This is a genomic window from Halovenus aranensis (genome assembly GCF_900100385.1).
Lineage (GTDB): Archaea > Halobacteriota > Halobacteria > Halobacteriales > Haloarculaceae > Halovenus > Halovenus aranensis.
Genome location: NZ_FNFC01000010.1, coordinates 66,766 through 84,622, shown reverse-complemented (window position 1 = coordinate 84,622; position 17,857 = coordinate 66,766). Strand labels below are relative to the sequence as shown.

At 62.8% G+C, this 17,857-nt stretch carries 18 protein-coding genes; 10 read left to right on the top strand and 8 right to left on the bottom strand.

The genetic code is table 11. The features are described 5' to 3' along the window. The first annotated feature begins 1 nt into the window (after window position 1). Both BLR34_RS11220 and BLR34_RS11215 read left to right on the top strand, forming a co-directional pair. Window positions 2–655: a potassium channel family protein gene (locus tag BLR34_RS11220; protein WP_092703044.1), complete on the top strand. Its 654-nt coding sequence runs from the start codon at window positions 2–4 to the stop codon at window positions 653–655. Between the two features lie 258 nt (window positions 656–913). Then, the gene (locus tag BLR34_RS11215; RefSeq protein ID WP_092703042.1) at window positions 914–1,450 is read left to right on the top strand and encodes a hypothetical protein; all 537 of its coding nucleotides are present in this window, start codon (window positions 914–916) and stop codon (window positions 1,448–1,450) included. 30 nt (window positions 1,451–1,480) lie between these two features. Here the strand turns inward: BLR34_RS11215 and BLR34_RS11210 are convergent, their stop codons facing one another. After that, a complete protein-coding gene (locus tag BLR34_RS11210) occupies window positions 1,481–3,079 on the bottom strand; it encodes an AMP-binding protein (protein ID WP_092703040.1) in 1,599 nt (532 codons plus the stop codon). Window positions 3,080–3,153: 74 nt separating this feature from the next. Here BLR34_RS11210 and BLR34_RS11205 point away from each other — a divergent pair, with 74 nt between their 5' ends. The 6 genes from BLR34_RS11205 (at window position 3,154) to BLR34_RS11180 (ending at window position 9,541) form a co-directional block, all read left to right on the top strand. After that, window positions 3,154–3,894: a helix-turn-helix domain-containing protein gene (locus tag BLR34_RS11205; protein WP_092703038.1), complete on the top strand. Its 741-nt coding sequence runs from the start codon at window positions 3,154–3,156 to the stop codon at window positions 3,892–3,894. A gap of 319 nt (window positions 3,895–4,213) precedes the next feature. Then, window positions 4,214–5,671 carry an ABC transporter substrate-binding protein gene (locus BLR34_RS11200; protein WP_092703036.1) on the top strand — a complete coding sequence of 486 codons (1,458 nt, stop codon included), beginning with the start codon at window positions 4,214–4,216 and terminating at the stop codon, window positions 5,669–5,671. A 3-nt stretch (window positions 5,672–5,674) separates the two neighbouring features. Further along, window positions 5,675–6,454 (top strand): ABC transporter ATP-binding protein, encoded by a 780-nt coding sequence (locus BLR34_RS11195; protein ID WP_092703034.1) that lies wholly within the window; start codon window positions 5,675–5,677, stop codon window positions 6,452–6,454. Continuing rightward, window positions 6,451–7,149, top strand: coding sequence for an ABC transporter ATP-binding protein (locus tag BLR34_RS11190; protein WP_092703032.1), 699 nt, complete (start codon window positions 6,451–6,453; stop codon window positions 7,147–7,149). The genes BLR34_RS11195 and BLR34_RS11190 overlap by 4 nt, the downstream gene beginning before the upstream one ends. Further along, window positions 7,146–8,207 carry a branched-chain amino acid ABC transporter permease gene (locus BLR34_RS11185; RefSeq protein WP_092703030.1) on the top strand — a complete coding sequence of 354 codons (1,062 nt, stop codon included), beginning with the start codon at window positions 7,146–7,148 and terminating at the stop codon, window positions 8,205–8,207. The genes BLR34_RS11190 and BLR34_RS11185 overlap by 4 nt, the downstream gene beginning before the upstream one ends. After that, window positions 8,204–9,541, top strand: coding sequence for a branched-chain amino acid ABC transporter permease (locus tag BLR34_RS11180; protein ID WP_092703028.1), 1,338 nt, complete (start codon window positions 8,204–8,206; stop codon window positions 9,539–9,541). Before BLR34_RS11185 ends, BLR34_RS11180 begins: the two co-directional genes overlap by 4 nt. 1 nt (window position 9,542) lies before the next feature. Here the strand turns inward: BLR34_RS11180 and BLR34_RS11175 are convergent, their stop codons facing one another. Continuing rightward, window positions 9,543–10,499, bottom strand: a complete 957-nt coding sequence (locus BLR34_RS11175; protein WP_092703026.1) for an alpha/beta fold hydrolase — start codon at window positions 10,497–10,499, stop codon at window positions 9,543–9,545. A gap of 83 nt (window positions 10,500–10,582) precedes the next feature. Here BLR34_RS11175 and BLR34_RS11170 point away from each other — a divergent pair, with 83 nt between their 5' ends. Beyond that, window positions 10,583–11,152, top strand: a complete 570-nt coding sequence (locus tag BLR34_RS11170; RefSeq protein ID WP_092703024.1) for an NUDIX hydrolase — start codon at window positions 10,583–10,585, stop codon at window positions 11,150–11,152. On the opposite strand, the gene BLR34_RS11165 is transcribed toward BLR34_RS11170, so the two are convergent. Both BLR34_RS11165 and BLR34_RS11160 read right to left on the bottom strand, forming a co-directional pair. Beyond that, the gene (locus BLR34_RS11165) at window positions 11,149–11,937 is read right to left on the bottom strand and encodes a DUF7260 family protein (RefSeq protein WP_092703022.1); all 789 of its coding nucleotides are present in this window, start codon (window positions 11,935–11,937) and stop codon (window positions 11,149–11,151) included. The two genes, BLR34_RS11170 and BLR34_RS11165, sit on opposite strands and share 4 nt — an antisense overlap. After that, on the bottom strand, window positions 11,934–12,221 hold the full coding sequence (locus tag BLR34_RS11160; RefSeq protein WP_092703020.1) for a DUF7552 domain-containing protein: 288 nt from the start codon (window positions 12,219–12,221) through the stop codon (window positions 11,934–11,936). The genes BLR34_RS11165 and BLR34_RS11160 overlap by 4 nt, the downstream gene beginning before the upstream one ends. 119 nt (window positions 12,222–12,340) lie before the next feature. Here BLR34_RS11160 and BLR34_RS11155 point away from each other — a divergent pair, with 119 nt between their 5' ends. After that, window positions 12,341–13,567, top strand: a complete 1,227-nt coding sequence (locus BLR34_RS11155) for a tripartite tricarboxylate transporter permease (RefSeq protein WP_092703018.1) — start codon at window positions 12,341–12,343, stop codon at window positions 13,565–13,567. Between the two features lie 99 nt (window positions 13,568–13,666). On the opposite strand, the gene BLR34_RS11150 is transcribed toward BLR34_RS11155, so the two are convergent. The 4 genes from BLR34_RS11150 to BLR34_RS11135 are packed head-to-tail and all read right to left on the bottom strand — an operon-like array spanning window position 13,667 to window position 17,775. Further along, complete coding sequence (locus BLR34_RS11150; RefSeq protein WP_092703016.1) at window positions 13,667–14,473, bottom strand: ABC transporter ATP-binding protein; 807 nt, start codon at window positions 14,471–14,473, stop codon at window positions 13,667–13,669. Continuing rightward, on the bottom strand, window positions 14,470–15,288 hold the full coding sequence (locus BLR34_RS11145; protein ID WP_092703014.1) for an ABC transporter ATP-binding protein: 819 nt from the start codon (window positions 15,286–15,288) through the stop codon (window positions 14,470–14,472). The genes BLR34_RS11150 and BLR34_RS11145 overlap by 4 nt, the downstream gene beginning before the upstream one ends. After that, on the bottom strand, window positions 15,281–16,621 hold the full coding sequence (locus BLR34_RS11140) for a branched-chain amino acid ABC transporter permease (protein WP_092703012.1): 1,341 nt from the start codon (window positions 16,619–16,621) through the stop codon (window positions 15,281–15,283). The genes BLR34_RS11145 and BLR34_RS11140 overlap by 8 nt, the downstream gene beginning before the upstream one ends. After that, window positions 16,618–17,775 carry a branched-chain amino acid ABC transporter permease gene (locus BLR34_RS11135; RefSeq protein WP_092703010.1) on the bottom strand — a complete coding sequence of 386 codons (1,158 nt, stop codon included), beginning with the start codon at window positions 17,773–17,775 and terminating at the stop codon, window positions 16,618–16,620. The genes BLR34_RS11140 and BLR34_RS11135 overlap by 4 nt, the downstream gene beginning before the upstream one ends. Window positions 17,776–17,857 lie beyond the last annotated feature (82 nt).

Below are 17,857 nucleotides of genomic sequence, written 5' to 3'. Positions count from 1 at the left end.
CATGACCAACGATTACGACGTTATCATCGCGGGCGGCGGGCGCGTCGGCTTCCAGACAGCCGAGATACTCGTCGACCGCGGCCACGACGTGACAGTTATCGAGCGTGACGAGAACACAGTGGACGACCTCGCCGACGAGTGGATGGTGACGGTCATCCACGGCGACGCGACCGACCCCGGCATACTCGAACAGGCAGGCATCGACCGCGCGGACGTTATCGCGGGCCTCACCGGTGAAACCGGCGTCAACCTCGCGGTCTGTCTGGCCGGCTCGGAACTCGCATCACAGGTCCGGACGGTCGCACGAATCGAGCGCGACGTCGGCGATGCCTACACTCGATTTGTCGACGCGGTGTTGTTCCCAGAACGCGCCGGCGCACGGCTAGCAGCGAACGAAATCGTCGGCAGCGACGTACAGACGCTCTCAGACGTGACGGGCACGCTCGACATCCTGCTCGTCCGTGTCGCCGAGGGTGCGCCGGCGGCCGGCAAAAACCTCTCTGAGGTGCGGTTCCCCGACGGGACGCTCGTCGTCTCGGACGACGACGGAAGTCGCATCGCCCGCCCGGAGACGACCCTGACCCCCGGTCGTCAGTACGTCGTCGCCGTCGAGCCCGATGTCGTCGAAGAAGTGATGAACTTGATGCGGGGCTGAGACCCGACCCAGCCCCGCCATCGCAGAGACCCGTGACACCCCGCCCGCACTTTAGATAAATATGACAGGAACACCGTCCCAGAACATATTCTTGCGTATACATGATGTGGTCAACGCCAGTAAAATAGAGCGAGTATTAGCAGAAATATTGCTTAAGTAGGCGCAGCGATTGGTATAAAAACAATATAAAGCCATGGCATACAATGCTGCAATATTTTCAAAAATTTTATTGTTGTACCAGTCGATGAATACCCAGCCATGGAGAAAGAAACACAGATAATCGGGCGTTACATCCTGGCGTTCGTCGAAAGTACCGGGAAAGTGTCATCAGTTTTCGAGAGAAAGACGCGTGACATTTTCGCGAACAACGGCCTCGAAATATCGGCCATCGAGGAAGAGGGGTGGTACGATGCACACAGCTACGCAGAGGCGATGCACCAGGTCGAGGCCGAGGTCGGAGAACAGACGCTCACGGAGGCAGGTGCCGAACAGGCCAAAAACGTCCCGTGGCCCGAGCAGGTGCGGTCGGTTTCGGACGGTTTGAACTTCCTCGTCGAGGCCGACAAGCAGGCACACCGTCAGCCCTCAGGGTCGTACGCGGGGAGCTACCGCTACGAGAAAATCAGTGACTCGGCCGGTCGTGTCGGGATTGTCGAACACACGCCGTATCCGGTCGCGAACTTCGAGGGCGTCTTCAAAGGTGGCGTCCGCTCGCTCGCGGACTCCAGTACCACCGAGATATCGTCGGCCGAACCGAGAGACGACGAGCAGGCGGCCTTCGAGATTAGCTGGTAACGGCGGCCGCACTCGAACACTGGGGGACGGTCACTGGGAGTCGCCGAACTCCGATTCGATTGCCTGCCGGTCGATTTTCGAGGGGCCGCTCGTCGGCATCGAGTCGACGAATGCCAGATGCCGAGGGCGTTTGAACCGCGCCAGTTTCCCGTCGAGATAGCCGTCGAGTTCCTCGAGTGTGAGCGAGTCGTCACCCTCGACGACCGCCTTGCCGACCTCCCCCCACCGGTCGTCGGCGACCGGCACGACGACGACCTCCTCGACGCTCGGGTGGCCGGCGATGACGTCCTCGACTTCGGGTGGATAGACGTTCTCGCCGCCGGAGACGAACATGTTCTTCTTGCGGCCCTCGATGTAGTAGTAGCCGTCGTCGTCGACGCGGGCCAAGTCGCCCGTCGAGACCCACGCCCGCTCGTCTGGGGGACCGAACGTTTCGCGCGTCGCTTTTTCGTTGTTCCAGTAGCGGTCGGCCGCGTGTGGACTCGCCAGTTCGAGTTCGCCCACCTCGCCGGCAGGGAGCGGGTCGCCGTCGTCGTCGACCACGCGAGCGTCGACGTACGTGCAGGGTTTGCCGATGCTCGCGGTCTTCTCGGCCGGGGCGTCTTCGGGCATGGCGAAGTTGTTTGGCCCACACTCGGTCAGTCCGTACCCCTGGGACAGCGAGAGACCCCGCTCGTTCCAGGCTTCGATGATTGCGTCACGACAGGGGCCGCCGCCGCTTTTGACCAGTCGGAGCGAAGAGAGGTCGGTCGCCTCCCAGTCCTCGTCGTCGACCATGAACCGCAACACTGCCGGCACCGAAACCAACACGGTCGCCTCGTGGTCGTCGACTAGTGAGAGCACCTGTCCGGGTTCGACATCGCGAGAAATGATGACGGTCCCGCCCAGGTGAAACAGGGGGATTGTGAGGACGTTCCAGCCGCCGGTGTGAAAGAAGGGAAACAACATCGGCGTCACGTCGTCTGGGCGCAGTCCCCACGACATAATCGTATTAAAGGCGTTCCAGGCAATCGAGCCGTGTGTCTGGACGACCTGTTTCGGGAGGCCGGTCGAGCCGCCGGTGTGTAAGAACAGATGCGGGTCCGACAGCCCTACCTCGACGGTTTCGACCGGCGAATCGTCGGTCGGAAGTGTGTCTTCGTAGTTGTGCCACTGGGCACCGTCGGGCGCAGACCCGAACTCGTGGTCTGGGTCGGTGAGACCGACCAGCGACGGGAGGTCCCGGGTGAATTCTTCGTGAGTGAGCGCGTCGAGAAGGTCATCAGCGAAGGGCGCCTCGACGAGTAGCACCGTCGGGTCGATGTCGTCGAGCATGAGCGCGAGTTCTCTGGGGGAGAGACGGTGAGACAGCGGTGCAAGCGCCGCGCCGCGTTTGGCCGTCGCGAAGTAACAGTCGACCAGTGCTGGCCGATTACGCGAGACGACAGCGACCCGGTCACCGGCTTCGACACCGAACTCGTCGAGGAGGCGGGCGGTCCGGTTCGCCTGGGCGTCGAGGTCGGCGTATGTGAACGACGCGCCGGTGTCGGCGTCGACCAGTGCGGTTTGGTCGGGTGTAAGGGCCGCGCGCTTCTCGCTCAGCGACCCGACCCACTGGTAGGGACGGGGGCTGTGTTGGTGAACGGTCATAGGCGCTTGTGGGCTTGTCGGAGCAAGCATTTAATATTACAGGTGGCTGAACAGTACGGGAGGAGGCCCAGCACGTGATAGATATCTCGATGGAGATGGAGCAACACGACTGCCCGTTTATCGACACGACACTCGATTACGACGTGTCGTTCTCGGCGGTGCAGTGGGAGTTCGACGCGTCTCAGCGAGAGCTCGAGACGCGGATGTTGGTCCAGGGAGCGAGTCGGTCGGCCCTCGATAACGGCGTCGAGGCGCTCCGCGCACACCCGAACATGCACGAGTATCAGCTTCGCAAGCGCTGGGACGACACCGCACAGATTCAGACGGTGATACACGAGACCGACGCGATGGCCCGGATTCGGGGCCACGACGGGTTCATTACCGGCCCGTTCTACATCGAGGACGGCTCCGAGCTGTGGCACGTCGGCTTCGACTCGGGTACCGTCGCCGACACCGCGCTCTCTGAGCTCGGACGCAACAACGAGTTCAACGTGATGTCTCGCGACCAACTGGGCGGCCCGCTGGTCCAAGAGACCGTCCAGAACGTCAACGCCGGCCTCGAACTCGTCGAGGCCTGTCGCGACCTCACGGATGTCGAGCGCGAGGCACTGACCGCCGCCGTCGAGGAGGGATACTTCGAGTCACCGCGGGAGACGACGCTGAACGAACTCGCCGAGCAGTTCGGCATCTCTGCGCCCGCGTTCTCGAAGAACCTCCGGCGCGGCCAGCAGAAAGTCGCCCGGCACGTCGTCCAGACTTTCGAGCTGTTCGCCGAGTCAGAGACCGACGGACTCGACGAGACAGTCGGGAGGTAGCTTACGCGCACTCTGCTGGCGGTGCCTGTACTCGTGTGACCGGTTCACCGTCGAGTGCCAGCCGCATTTCGAGATTGTCGTGTCGACAAACCGGAGACAACGCGGCGGGCACTCCGGCGCTCTAGTACACGCAGGGGGACGCCAGACCCGACAGCCGGCTTCTGGTCGCCTATAGCAGAGCTGTCGTGCGCTACATCCTCAACTCTCTCCCACTCGTGTTGGTCTCATTATCGACGTCCAACCGACGGGACCGGGTTTCGGCGGCGAGGTTAACATATGAACTCTATACTTTATGTATGCAGACGTGTGACTAACTTGCATGGATTTTGACAAACTCTCGCGCCGCCGCGTACTCGGCGCACTCGGCGCATCGGGCACAATTGCACTTGCAGGGTGTTCAGGGGGCGACGGCGACGACGGCAGTGATGGTGAAGACGGCAGCGACGGCAGCGACGGCAGTGATGGTGAAGACGGCAGTGACGGCAGCGACGGCAGCGACGGCGGAGACAGCACGAACCAGGACCTGTCTGGAACGCTCCGTATCGGCGTCCTGCAGGACTTTTCCGGACAGCTAGCGGTTTATGGCGCACAGGGGTCTGCCGGCTTCTACAGCGGGCTGGCACACAAAGCTGGCAACGACCCGCTGCCGGCCGACGCCATCGACGAGGGCGATTACAGCTACGCAGTCAACGACATCGACATCGAAATCCGCGCCCGTGACACGCAGTTTGCGCCGACACAGGCACAGACACTGGCGTCGGAGCTGGTGACACAGGACGATGTCGACATGCTGTACGGCGTCGGGAACTCCGGCGGCGCAATCTCGGTCATCAACGGCGTCGTCGACCAGGCAGAGGTGCCGTTTATCGCCGGACCAGCGGCTTCGGCGGAGATTACCGCGGGCGAAGGGACCTGCCGAGACCTGGTGTTTCGGGCAAACGAGAACACCGCGATGGACGCCCGGAGCGGCGGCGTCTACATCGCCGACCAGACCGACGTCGACCAGATTGCGCTGTTCGGTGCCGACGACGCCTTCGGTCAGTCCGTGGTGAACAACTACCGGACGGTACTCGAAAACCGCGGCGTCACCATCGCCGACGAGCGTGCCGTCCCAGAGGACCTCGACCAGCCCGAGTGGGTCGGGCTGCTCGACGAGGCCGAAAGCGCAGGAGCAGAGGGTATCGTCGGCGGCTTCACCGCCGCAGGACTCTCCGGCTTCTTCTCGGCGTTTCTCGACGGCGACTACGACTTCCAGCTGTTCGGCGGGTTCGCCTCGCGGCTCACCCTCGGCGTCGTCGGCAATGCGCTCCAGAGTACGCTCGACGACTTCAGCAACGAGGCACTTCAGGCGGCGGACTTCGGGCCGTTCACGACCAGATACCACTGGAACCAGTACGACAACCCGATCAACGACCAGTTCGTGGAGTCACACGCGGGTACCTACGGCGTCGTGCCGGACCTGTTCACCAGCGGTGCGTTCACCGCCGCCTCAGCGGTCGTACAGGCGATGAACGAACAAGGCGAGGTCAGTGCCGACGCAATCGTCGAGGGGATGAGCGGCATGACGGTCACGGACACGCCGAAAGGCGAGAACGGCTACACCTTCCAGGAGTACAACAATCAGGCACGCTCGGAGATGACCGTCGCGCCGGTGACGGTCACGCCCGACAGCCAGGAGAACTGGCCGGCCGCGATTATGCCCGGAGACCCCATCGAGCGAGTGTCGGCTGACGAAGTGACGATTCCAGCAAGCGAGATGAGCTGCGACCTCTCCTAAGCGATGCTCCGCACGACGGCGCTCACGAAACGCTTTGGTGGCCTCACGGCCGTCGACAGTGTCGACTTCGAACTCGACGATAGACTCACGTCGCTCATCGGTCCCAACGGGGCCGGCAAGACGACGTTTTTCAACCTCCTGACTGGCGCGCTCGAACCCAGCGAGGGCAGCATCGAACTCGGCGGCGCAGATGGGTGGGCCGACGTGACCGACGACACAACCTACGAAACCGCACAGCTCGGCGTCCACCGCTCGTACCAGATAACGAATGTTTTTCCGACGAGTTCCGTCCTGGAGAACGTCCGCATCGCCCAGCAGGCACACAGCGACGACTCCTGGCGGTTCTGGCGCAACGTCAACGCCTTCGACGACCACTACGAACGCGCCCACGAGATTCTCGAACGGGTCGGACTCGACGAGAAAGCGAGCCAGCCCGCCGAAAACCTCAGCCACGGCGAGAAACGACAGCTCGAGGTCGGTATCGCACTCGCGGGCGACCCCGACGTGCTGTTGCTCGACGAACCAAACGCCGGCGTCTCCACCGAAGACGTGGACTCGATTCGCCAAATTATCGAAGACGTGGCCACCGACCACGCCGTGTTACTCGTCGAACACAACATGGACCTCGTGATGGACGTCTCCGACCGGATTGTCGTCCTCAATCAGGGCGAAATTATCGCCGACGGCGAGCCGGACGCGATTCGCGGGAATCCCGAGGTTCAGGACGCCTATCTCGGCGGCTACGAACCAGGCGACCTGCAGCGCTCGGAGGGGGTCGCATGACGCTGCTCGAACTCGACGACGTACACACCTACTACGGCCAGAGCCACATCCTCCAAGGCGTCGACCTCTCTGTCGAGGAAGGCGAGGTCGTCGCGTTGCTCGGCCGGAACGGCGTCGGCAAGACGACGACGTTCCGTTCGATTCTCCAGTTGACGCCGCCGCGTCAGGGCTCGATACAGTTCAAAGGCGAGGAACTCGTCGGTAAAGACACCTACGAGGTTGCCGACGCCGGCATCGGCTGGATTCCAGAGGACCGCCGGATGTTCAGCCGACTCAGCGTCGAGGAGAACGTCAGGGCGTCGGTGCCCGGCGACGCGAGCGAGGCCGAGGCCCTGGAGTTGGCCTACGAGACGTTCCCGATTCTAGGCGAGCGAGCCGACCAGCGGGCCGGCGACCTCTCGGGCGGGCAACAACAGATGCTCGCCATCGCGCGTGGCCTCGTCGGCGGCAACGACCTGTTGCTCGTCGACGAGCCAAGCGAGGGGCTCGCTCCGAAAATCGTCACCGACGTCGGCGAAGCACTGCTCGCAGCCTCGGAGTCACTCCCAATCTTGCTCGTCGAGCAGAAACTCGGGCTCGCGCTCGACCTCGCGGATAGATTCTACGTGATGGACCACGGCACAATCGTCGACTCGGGCAAGACGAGTGAGGTCAGTGTCGACGACGAACGACTCAGGAGGTATCTCTCGGCATGACTGGACTCACAGCAGCACTCGACCCGGCGCTCGCGGCCGGCGTGCCGCTCTCTGTCGGTGAGGTCGTCGACCTGTTCACCTCCCCGACGGAGTTTGCGAGTGTCTTCGTTGAGGGGCTGGCGAAAGCGAGTCTCTATCTGATGATTGCGAGCGGGCTGACACTCATCTTCGGCCTGATGGATGTTATCAACTTCGCACACGGCGCGTTCACGATGTACGGTGCCTACATCGCCGGCACAGCAGTGCTGGCTCTCGGTGTCGGCTCGATGGGGCTGGTCGGCTCTGTCGCGACGTTCCTGCTGATACTGGTGGGTGTGTTCGTCCTGCTCGCCGTGCTCGGTGTGGTCTTCGAGGTCGCACTCATCAGGCGACTCTACGAGTATCCGCCGATATACATGATATTGCTCACGTTCGGCGTCTCGATTACGATGGAGGAACTCATGCGCATGCTCGTCGACTACTACAACGTAAACAGCGGCCGGGAGGCAATCGACTGGTCGATTCCGCGCGACGAGACCATCCCGGAGAGTCTCGACGGCACGTTCAACCTCCTCGGTGTCAGTATCGGTGGCCTCCACCCATTCCAGATTCTGTTGGGTATACTCACGGTAGCTGGCATCTGGTATTTCCTCAACGAGACCCGCTACGGCCTGTTTGTGCGTGCCGGCGTCGAAGACGACGAGATGGCACGGGCACTCGGCATCAACATCAATCGCACCTTCACAGTCGTCTTCGCTATCGGGTCCGGCCTCGCCGGGGCCGCCGGCGTGATGTTGATGTGGTCGCCGCTCTGGCGGGTGAACGTCCCGCTCGCACTCGGCGTCCTCCTGCCGGCGTTTGTCATCGTCATCGTCGGCGGCCTGGGCTCGTTCAAGGGGACTGTCGTGGCCTCGCTGCTCGTCGGGATGCTCGACGCGCTGGCGACCTGGGCGTTCCGAGTCGAGGTGGTCACCTTCACCGATATCGACCAGTTGCTCATCTTCGCCATCCTGGTTGTGATGCTCATTCTCCAACCACGTGGCCTGTTCGGCGTCGAAGGACAGGGTGATCACGGATGAGTACCGAGACAGCGAGCACCGAGGATACGTCTGGTTCGGGTCTGTTGCCCGCCTGGGTCGGCCAGTATCTGCGCGACCACACGGTGCATATCGCCGTGGTGGCGCTGTTCGTTCTCTACCCGTTCGCCTACGACTTCCTCGTCGGGCAGTTCGGGCTGTTCGCAGAGACACTGCTCTTGCGCCCCCGGACGATGCTGACGGTGTTGTGGCTCGGGCTGTTCGCGATGTCGTTCGATTTCGTCAGCGGCTACACCGGCTATCTCTCGTTCGGTCACGCCGCCTTCTTCGGCATCGGCGCGTACTTCGTCGTCCTCGGCTACAACGGACAACTCCCGCTGTTGCCCGCCGAACTACCCTTTATGACGCTGCTGGTGCTGGGTGCGCTGGTCGCCGTCGTCGCGGCCGTGCTGGTCGGACTCATCTCGTTCAGGCTCTCAGGAGTTTACTTCGCGATGATTACCCTCGGGGTGTCCGAAATCCTGTTCGTCGCCTCTAAGAACCTCGATTTCATCACGCCTGGCGGGAGCGACCCGGCAGACGGCGTGACGCCCGGCACCCCTTCCTCCGTCGAGACGTTCAATCCGGAGCTTGGGGTCCCCTTCGTCGACGCACTGCAGGTCGAACTCGGAGCGTTCGGGGATACGTCGCTGCTGGGGCTCGACCTGGCACCGATGTTCAGCGAGACGAGTCCGGCTATCGTCGTCTCGTATTTCGCTATCGGCGCAGTCGTCCTGCTCTGCTATCTGGCGATGCAGCGCATCATCCACTCGCCGTTTGGCCGCGTGATGATTGCCATCAGCGAAAACGAGGAGCGTGCCCGCGCAATCGGGTACAACACCTTCTGGTTCAAGATGGGTGCGTTCGCGGTGAGTGCCTTCTTCGGCGCGATTGCCGGGGGCCTACTCGTCGGCTACCAGGGGTTCATCAACCCGCAGAACAGTTTCTTCTTCCTCGTGACCGGCTTCGCGCTGGTGGCGGCTATCATCGGCGGGCTGAAGACACTCGCCGGTCCGCTGTTTGGCTATCTCTTCCTCGAATGGGTCGAGGAGTTCCTCGCCCGCGAGGGGAGTGGCGGCGGCCTCCAGCCGTTCCTCGAACAGAACATCCCGGACAGTATCCTCGACGCGACTATCAGCGGCGGGCTAACAGTCAGCAAAGCGATGGACTCGTTCATGACCGGCCACGGCGAGTTCTACGCGGGCATTATCTTCGTGTTGTTCGTCCTCTTTGTCCCCATCGGCCTGCTCGGGACGCTACGGCTTCGGCTGGGGACGGAGTCGGTCTCGAAACACGTCTCCCGGAAGATTGCGGCCCGGTTTGGCGGCGACAAGTAGCTCAGCCGTCGAGGAACGAGCGCACTGCTGTCTCTGTCTGTTCGCCCGGCTCCAGCCAGGGCATGTGGCCGTGGTCTGTCAGTTCGTGGAACTCGGCACCCATCTGTTCGGCGACAGGGCGACCGACCGCCGGCTCCCAAAACGAGTCTTCACTGCCCCAGACGAAACCCGTCGGACGGTCGATATCGACGACTTCCTCGCGTAAATCGAACAGCTCGTGCATCCGGCCGAACGAGCCCTGTGCGCTCTGAAGCGAGCGCAGGCTCCGCTGGCGGTCAGGCATCTCGCTGCTCGCCGCGAGCAGTTCGTAAAACTCCGTCGAAACTGCCGAATTGTCGGCAACCAGAGTCTGTTCGGTCTGTTGCTGGGCGGTCTCAAACGGGTCGCCTAATCCGTTGAGCCAAAACAGCAGTCGGTTCAGCCCTCGCACCGTCAGCAGGCGAAAGGCGAGTGCGAACTCCCGAGAGAGTCCGCCGGGTGCGCCGACCAGACAGAGCCGGTCAACACAGTCAGTGTCGAGCGCGAGCAGAAATGCCTGCTGGCCACCCAGTGAGTTCCCGACGACGTGTGCCTGGTCCAGCCCGAGTTCGTCGAACAACTCGACCAGATAGCCGACCATGAACCAGCGGAGATTGCGACCGCGGTAGCTCGGTGCAGCCGAGAGCCCGCGGCCAGGCCGGTCGGGAATGTAGACGCGGTAGTCGTCGGTCAGCGCGGGAACCATCGGCAGCCAGGTAGCCGCTGTCGTGGAGACGCCGTGTAAGAGGACGACAGGCTGGCCGTCGGGGTCACCAGCGACCAGGTAGTGTATCTGGCCGGCGGCGTCGGTCTCGACGGTCCGTGATTCGACAGCAACGTCGTAGCGGTCGGCGAGCGCGCTCTGTCGTCGAGCGTAACGTTGCTCTGGCTCTGTTGCCCACGACGCCGGAGACGACGGTTGACTGTCAACTGTTGTCATAGTCGTATCTGTTGCCGCCAGACTCAAATTCGTGCTGGTCCGTTCCGAAGACACTTTTAAGCGGCTGGACTAGGGGTGAACTGATGAGCGACACGCGAGGGGACGAGAACGCCCACGAGAACGCACGGCAGGACGTTATCGCGGTCGACGCCGACGACAACGAACAAGGCCAAGTCAACCGACTCGACGCACACACGGGCGAAGGGATTCGCCATCGTGCGTTCACGACGCTGTTGTTCGACGAGGGCGGGCACATTCTGCTCGCCCAGCGGAGCCCGGGCAAGCGCCTCTGGGACACCTACTGGGACGGCACCGTCGCCTCGCACCCGGTTGCCGGACAGAGCCAGACAGAGGCGGCGACCGAGCGCCTCGAAGAGGAACTCGGCGTGACAGCCGACCAGTACGACGACCTGCAGGTGACCGACCGCTTCGAGTACAAGCGCTACTACCACGACAAAGGCGTCGAACACGAGGTCTGTGCCGTCTTGCAGGCTACGCTGACCGACACTCGGCTCGAACCCGACCCCGAGGAGGTCGGCGGCGTCATGTGGGTTCCCTACGAGCGCCTCTATCACCACCCCCGGTGGTATCGCCAGCTCCGCCTCTGTCCCTGGTTCGAGATTGCGATGCGACGGGACTTCGAGAACCGCTAGACTCGGCGGGTGAGGTGGTCCCGGACCGCCCGTTTCTGTTCTCGGCAGTACGCAGTGAGTTCTGTGAGCGTCGATAGCACAGGATGTGGCGTTGCAAGCGAGTCATAGAGGTACTCGGCCAGCGAGTGGTGGGTCAGGCCGACTGCCGCGTCGGCTCCTGTCGCGGCGTGGAGATGCTGTTGTCTCGACTGCACAAGCCCTTCCAAGCGGCGCTCACAGGACAGAAGCGCGTTGTGACGCGCCTGAAGCTCGGTAAAGCCAAGCGTCAGCAGCGGCCCGTGGGTCGGTTCGAGAGAGTGTTCGACCTCTGGAATCGCCTCGATAGCCTGTTGGAGCGACGCAGCCTCGGTATCGAGGGCGCGCTCCATCGCGTCGAGTTTGGTCTGTCGCTGTTCGGTCACAGACAGTAGTTCGGATTTGACTGTCTCGGTGAAGCCGGTGTCAGTGGTCGGGGCGAGCGCCAGCGCGACCCGGTCGCCCAGTTCGCCCCGGACAGTCTCCAGTAGCGGTTCGTTCCCGACGCGAACGCGTGCCTGCACGTGGTCAGCAAACAGGTCACGGACTTTTGCACAGCGGTCGCGCTTGCCCGCGTTCCCGCCAAGGGGCTGTGTCGCAGCGACGGTTCCGCCGGCAGCGGCCTGGCTAGCTTGCCGTTGGCTCCGCGGCGAAACCGCCGAGAGCTGGCGGACCTCGCGCTCGAATACGTCGAAGCCGCTTCGTAGCTCACGAATATGGTCCTGTTCGTCCTCGACCCGGGCAAGCGCCTGTTCGACTGGCGTCGTCACGCTGGTTCACCCCGTCGGACGACCGTCGCTCGCTCAGGAGGGGCGTGAGCCTGGCAGACGATAATGTCGTGGCAGGCGACCCGAGGGTCGTACTGTCGGAGCTGCGCCCTGTACTGTTCGGTCGCCCGTGCGCCGGCCCGAGCCTGTTCACGCGAATCGAACCGGCAGCCAGCAGCAGGCACGGGCTGTTCGCCCGTCCGCGCACAGACGAGATAGTACTCTCCCGAGTCGCTCGACAGCGATTCGATGTACGAACGGATGTCGGTGAGCGGCGTTTCAATCATTTAGGCAAGCCTAAAACGCGGACCGGCTTATATTTTAGGTATGCCTAAATCGAGAGTGGTCTGACAGGTACTGGTAGCTCACCGATAATTTAAATCAGACCACGAGCCAGTTCGGCGGGATGGACCCCGGAACAGTCGGCGTGGCGCCAGCGACGACGGTTACCGCGCTAGCGTTCGTCCTTGGCGGCATCTCGCTTGGCACGGTGAGCGGTCTGGTGCCCGGTTTACACGCGAACAACTTCGCGCTCGTTCTCGCCAGCATCGCCCCTGCTGTCCCGGCAGAGCCACTGTACGTCGGCGCGGCGATGCTCGCGGCAGGGGTAACCCACACCTTTCTCGATATCGTCCCCGCGCTGGCGCTTGGCGTCCCGGACCCGGCGATGGCACCGACCGCACTGCCGGGTCACCAGCTCGTTCTCGAAGGGAGGGGCCACGAGGCACTCCGGCTCTCAGCGCTCGGGAGCGCGCTCGCCGTTGGTTTCGCGGTCCCGCTTGCGGTCCCCATTACCCTCGGGATGGAACAGCTCTATCCGACGATTGCCGCGAACCTCTCGGTCGTCCTCGGTATCGTGGCACTGCTGCTCGTCGTCACCGAGCAGACACTCCTCGCGCGCCTCGGCGGCGCGCTGTCGCTTTGTCTCAGCGGGGCCCTCGGGGTCTTCACTCTCGATATTCCGGTCGATGGCGTGTTGCCAGCCGGCGACATGCTCGTGCCCCTGTTCGCCGGATTGTTCGGCGCACCGATTCTCATCGAGGCACTGGGTGGCGAGGGGGTCCCGCCACAGGCCGACACACGGGTGACGGCTTCCCGGCGGTTCGTCTTCGGTATCGGTCTCGCTGGAACGCTCTGTGGCGCGCTCGTCGGCTATCTGCCGGGCATCTCGGCGGCTATCGCGGCTGGTGCAGCGATGGTCGTGGTCCCACATCGCGGGCCACGAGCGTTCGTCGTCGCCACAAGCGGCGTCAGCACGGCGAACAGCGTCTTCGCGCTGTTTGCACTCGTCGCACTGGGCAGTCCCCGGACTGGGGTGTTAGTCGCCGTCGAGAACACCGGCGTCCCTCACAACCTCCCGATACTGCTCGGGAGCGTCGCTATCGCCGCCGCCGTGGCGTTCGTACTCGTCCTCGTCGTCGGCGATCGGTACCTCGAACTCGTCGGGTCGGTCGACAACGTCCGGCTGTCGGTCGGCGTGCTCGGCTTTCTCTGTGTACTCGTCGCCGCCCTTACCGGTGTCGTCGGACTCGCCGTGTTCGGCGTCGCCACGGCTGTCGGACTGATTCCCGCGCGCTTTGGCTCGCGCCGGATGACGCTCATGGGGGTGTTGCTGATACCGCTGGTCGTGTAGCTGTGAGGGCCGTGGACTGGAGTGTTGCTGTCGGCGGGCGGCCCGCGGAGAGTCACATGTTGCGGTCCACCGGCTATGTGTCGGCAGAGAATCGGCCGGTCAGCCGCCAAGGAACTGCTGACGAACCTCCTCGTCTGCAAGCAGGCGGTCGCCGGTGTCGACGTAGCCGTTCTGGCCCTGTGCGAGTACGTATCCCCGGTCGCACCGCCGCAGAGCCTCTTTCGCGTTCTGCTCGACCATCAGTATCGCCGTCCCGTCGTCGTTGATGCGGTCGATGCGGTCGAACATCTCCTCGACGAGGTCCGGCGCGAGGCCAGCAGAGGGCTCGTCGAGCAACAGCAGGTCCGGGTCGAGCATCAGCGCCCGCCCCATAGCGACCATCTGGCGCTGGCCGCCAGACATCGAGCCGGCTTTCTGTGATTTCCGGTCTTCGAGAATCGGGAACCGGTCGTACACGTCCTGAAGGCGGTCCTGTGGGACCTCGTCCAGAATGTATGCACCCATCTCCAGGTTCTCCTGGACCGAGAGCGTCGGAAAGATGTTGTCGTTTTGCGGGACGTAACTGATTCCCTTGTAGATAATCTCCTCGGGCCGCAGGCCGTGAATTTCCTCCTCGTCGAAGACGACCGTCCCCCCCATGTACGTCGTCAGCCCGAAGACAGATTTCATCACGGTCGATTTGCCCGCACCGTTGGGACCGACGACCGTGACGTACTCGCCGTCACCGACGTCGAGGTCGACGTCTTCGAGAATCTGGAGGTCGCCGTACCCGGCGTCGAGGTCACGCACCTCCAGCAGTGACTCTTCGGGCGCTGCCGCGAGCGGGTCGGTCTTCGCCGAAACGTCTCCGTGCTCTTCGTCGGTCGACTCCCCTGTCGGCTCCGTCGGTGTCTCCTGTTCGCTCATATATCCTCACCTAGATACGCCTCGATGACCTGTTCGTTGTCACGAATCTCGTCGGGGTTGCCGTCGGCGAGAATCGACCCCTGATGCATGACGATGACTCGTTCACATTCCTCCATGATGACGTCCATATCGTGTTCGACGAGCAGGAACGTGTAGCCGTCCTCGCGCAGCGAGTGAATGCGGTCGAGGAGTTTGTCTTCGAGTGTCGGGTTGACACCAGCCATCGGCTCGTCGAGCAACAGCATCTCGGGTTCAGTCATCATCGCCCGCGACATCTCGAGTAGCTTCTGTTGCCCACCAGAGAGATTCTCCGCCTTCTCGTAGGCGAGATGGTCGATTTCGAAAAATTCCAGTGTCTCCCAGACACGCTCGCGTAGCTCAGTTTCCTGGTCAACGACGCCCTGGCGGGCACCTGGCACAACCGAGCGCCACAGCTTCTCGCCTTGCTGTGCTTTCGGCGCGAGCATCAGGTTCTCTAGGACAGTCATCTCCGAGAGCGCCCGCGCAATCTGGAAGGTGCGGACGAGTCCGCGGTTGGCGATTTGCTCGGGGCGCATCCCGGTTATCTTCTCACCCTGAAAGTACACCTCACCGTCGGTCGGCGTGAGTGCGCCGGTGATACAGTTGAACGTCGTCGACTTCCCGGCGCCGTTGGGACCGATAAGGCCAGTTACTGTTCCGGCTTTCACGTCGAAGCTCGCGTCGTCGACGGCAACGATGCCACCGAACCGTTTCTCTAGCCCTTCGACCCGGAGCGGCGTCGCGGCCGTCTCCGTGGTGGTCTCCGCCGGCGGGGTCGTGGTTGCGTCACTCATTAGTCTCCTCCTTGTGCAGGTCGATTGCGGCGGCAGTCTCGGTCCGGTCACCGAGGACGCCGTCGGGGCGTTTCTGGATGATGATAATCAACACGACGCCGAGCAACACGAACTGCAGCGGCGCGATGTTGTCCACCGCGTAGGCGAGAAACGGCGTCACGTCGAGTTGTGCCAGTGGCGCGACTGCGCCGTCGAAAGTTCCGGGCGCGTCCGCGAGGTTGAGACGGGCACTGATAATCGCACCGACCTGTCGGGGCCCCTCGAAGAGCAGTCCCACGAACAGAATCGAGCCGACGACGCTGCCGGTGTTCGAGCCGGACCCGCCGATAATCAGCGCGATGAAGGCGTAGAACGTGACGACTGGCCGGTAAGAGTTGGGATTGGCAAAGCCCTGACTCCCCTGCCAGAGTATCCCAGCCAGCCCCATCAGCGCACAGCCGAGCATGAACACCTTGATTTTGAAACGACGGGTGTCTTTCCCGAGTGACTGTGCAACGAGTTCGTCTTCGCGGATAGCTTTCAGCACCCGCCCGAACGGCGAGTAGCCGATGCGCCGGACCATCCAGTAGACGCCGGCCAGCACCAGCAACATCACGAACGTCCAGACGAAGTCACTGAGAATCGACGAACTGATCAGCGTCACCTCTCTGTTGCCGAATTCGAACAACAGCATGTCGATTCTGGGGACATCGACAGTGAACACGTCGGCGATGGACTCACCGATCGAGCTGTTGAAGATGAAATCCGTCGGCCGGTCGGGTAGGTCCATCCCGCTCCCACCGCCGGTACCGGCGCCGAAGGTGTTCGTCGTCCAGTTCGACAGCGTCCGAGAGCCGGCCGAGAGGCGAATAATCTCAGAGAGCCCGAGCGTAACAATCGCCAAGTAGTCCGCGCTCACCCGGAGGGCGGGAATCGCGGCGACGAGCCCGACGAGTGCAGCGGCAATCATCCCGCCGAGGATACCAATCGGCAGCGGCAGGCCAAGCCCCTGTCCCGAAAGGGCGTCCGGCGATGTACTGAGCAGTCCCATCGTGTAGACGCCGACGGCCATAAAGCCCGCAACGCCGATGTTGAACATCCCGGTGTACCCCCAGTGGAGGTTCAGCGCCAGCGTGAGCAACGCGTACGCGGCAAACAGGAACGTGATGGTCCGCCAGGCACCGAAAATCGAGTTGACGGTCCCGAGTCCCAGGCCCTGTTCGAGGATGACGAGTATCGCGAACACGCCGTAGACGAACGCGACCGTCGCGAGCACGATGCGCCGGTCGCTTTGCTCAATCCAGCCGATGAACCGGTCGCGCAGCCCCGGTTGTGTCGCCTCGCTGGCTGTCATGCAGTTGTCACCCCTCCGAAGATGCCCTCGGGCCGGTACAGCAAGACGAGAATCATAATCAGGAACGCGGCAGCGGCGTTGAAATCAGAGGAGATCCAGATGAGCGAGACCTCGTGGACGAAGCCGATGACGAGGCCGCCGGCAATCGCCCCGTAGATGGAGCCGATGCCACCGAGGATAACCCCCGCGAAGATGAACAACAGGAGGAACCAGCCGACGTTGTAGTTCATCGTCCCGCGTTCGAGCACGTACAGGAAGCCGGCGATACCGGCGAGGCTGGCCCCGAGTATCCAAGTCGCGCGGACGATACGCTCTGTCGGGATACCGGTGACGAGCGCGAGGTCCTTGTTGTCGGCCATCGCGCGCATCGCCTTCCCCAGTTTTGTCCGCTGCAACAGGAGATGCATCGCAATCATCAGTCCCAGCGCGACGACGAGTAGCGTCACCTGATGGAGGTCGACCGAGAGACCCGTGCCGAGGAAGTCTGTCCGCTCGATGCCCTCGGTTCCGGTGACGCCCCGTGTTTGGGGACCGTAGACGAACTGGACTGTCGACCGAAGCGCGAGTGCAACGCCAATCGAGGCGATGAGAAGCGGGATTCCGCCCCGGTCGCGCATCGGTCTGTACACGAATCGGTCGGCAAGCAGCGCAACGCCTGTCGTCGCAACCGCCGCGACGACGACACCGATGAGTATCGCAAGTGGCGAGGCAATAATTGATGCCCCGATATCGGTCGAACTGGGACCGGTCCCAGACCGTGCGAGCAACAGATACCCTGCGTCGCCGACACCCCAACCGGCAACCAGCAGCGCGACCCCCCACCCGGTAAACGCTCCCGTGGTGAACAGGTCGCCGTGTGAAAAGTTCGCGAAGTTGAGGATACTGTATGTCATCGAAAGTCCGATTCCAGCGAGCCCGAATATCAGTCCAACTATCGTTCCCGTCCAGATGCGCTTTCCGACGGTACTGAGCTCTATTTCTCCCCCGAGTGTTCTGCCGCCAAATTCGGCGATCTCGATACCCGCCAGGCCGGCGAGCAAGTCGAGCAACAACATCACGGCCACTCCGAGTGCGAGCGTCAGCAGCACCCGGCCCCGGATTGCATCGACCACTGGCGTCTCAGAGTCCTCGGAGAACAACTGAAAGCGTGCCATGCTGTTTGCTAAATCATGTTCATCCTGTAAATAGTTCACGCTGTTGTGTGGGATTATCACTCAACAACTCCAACCACCTCGC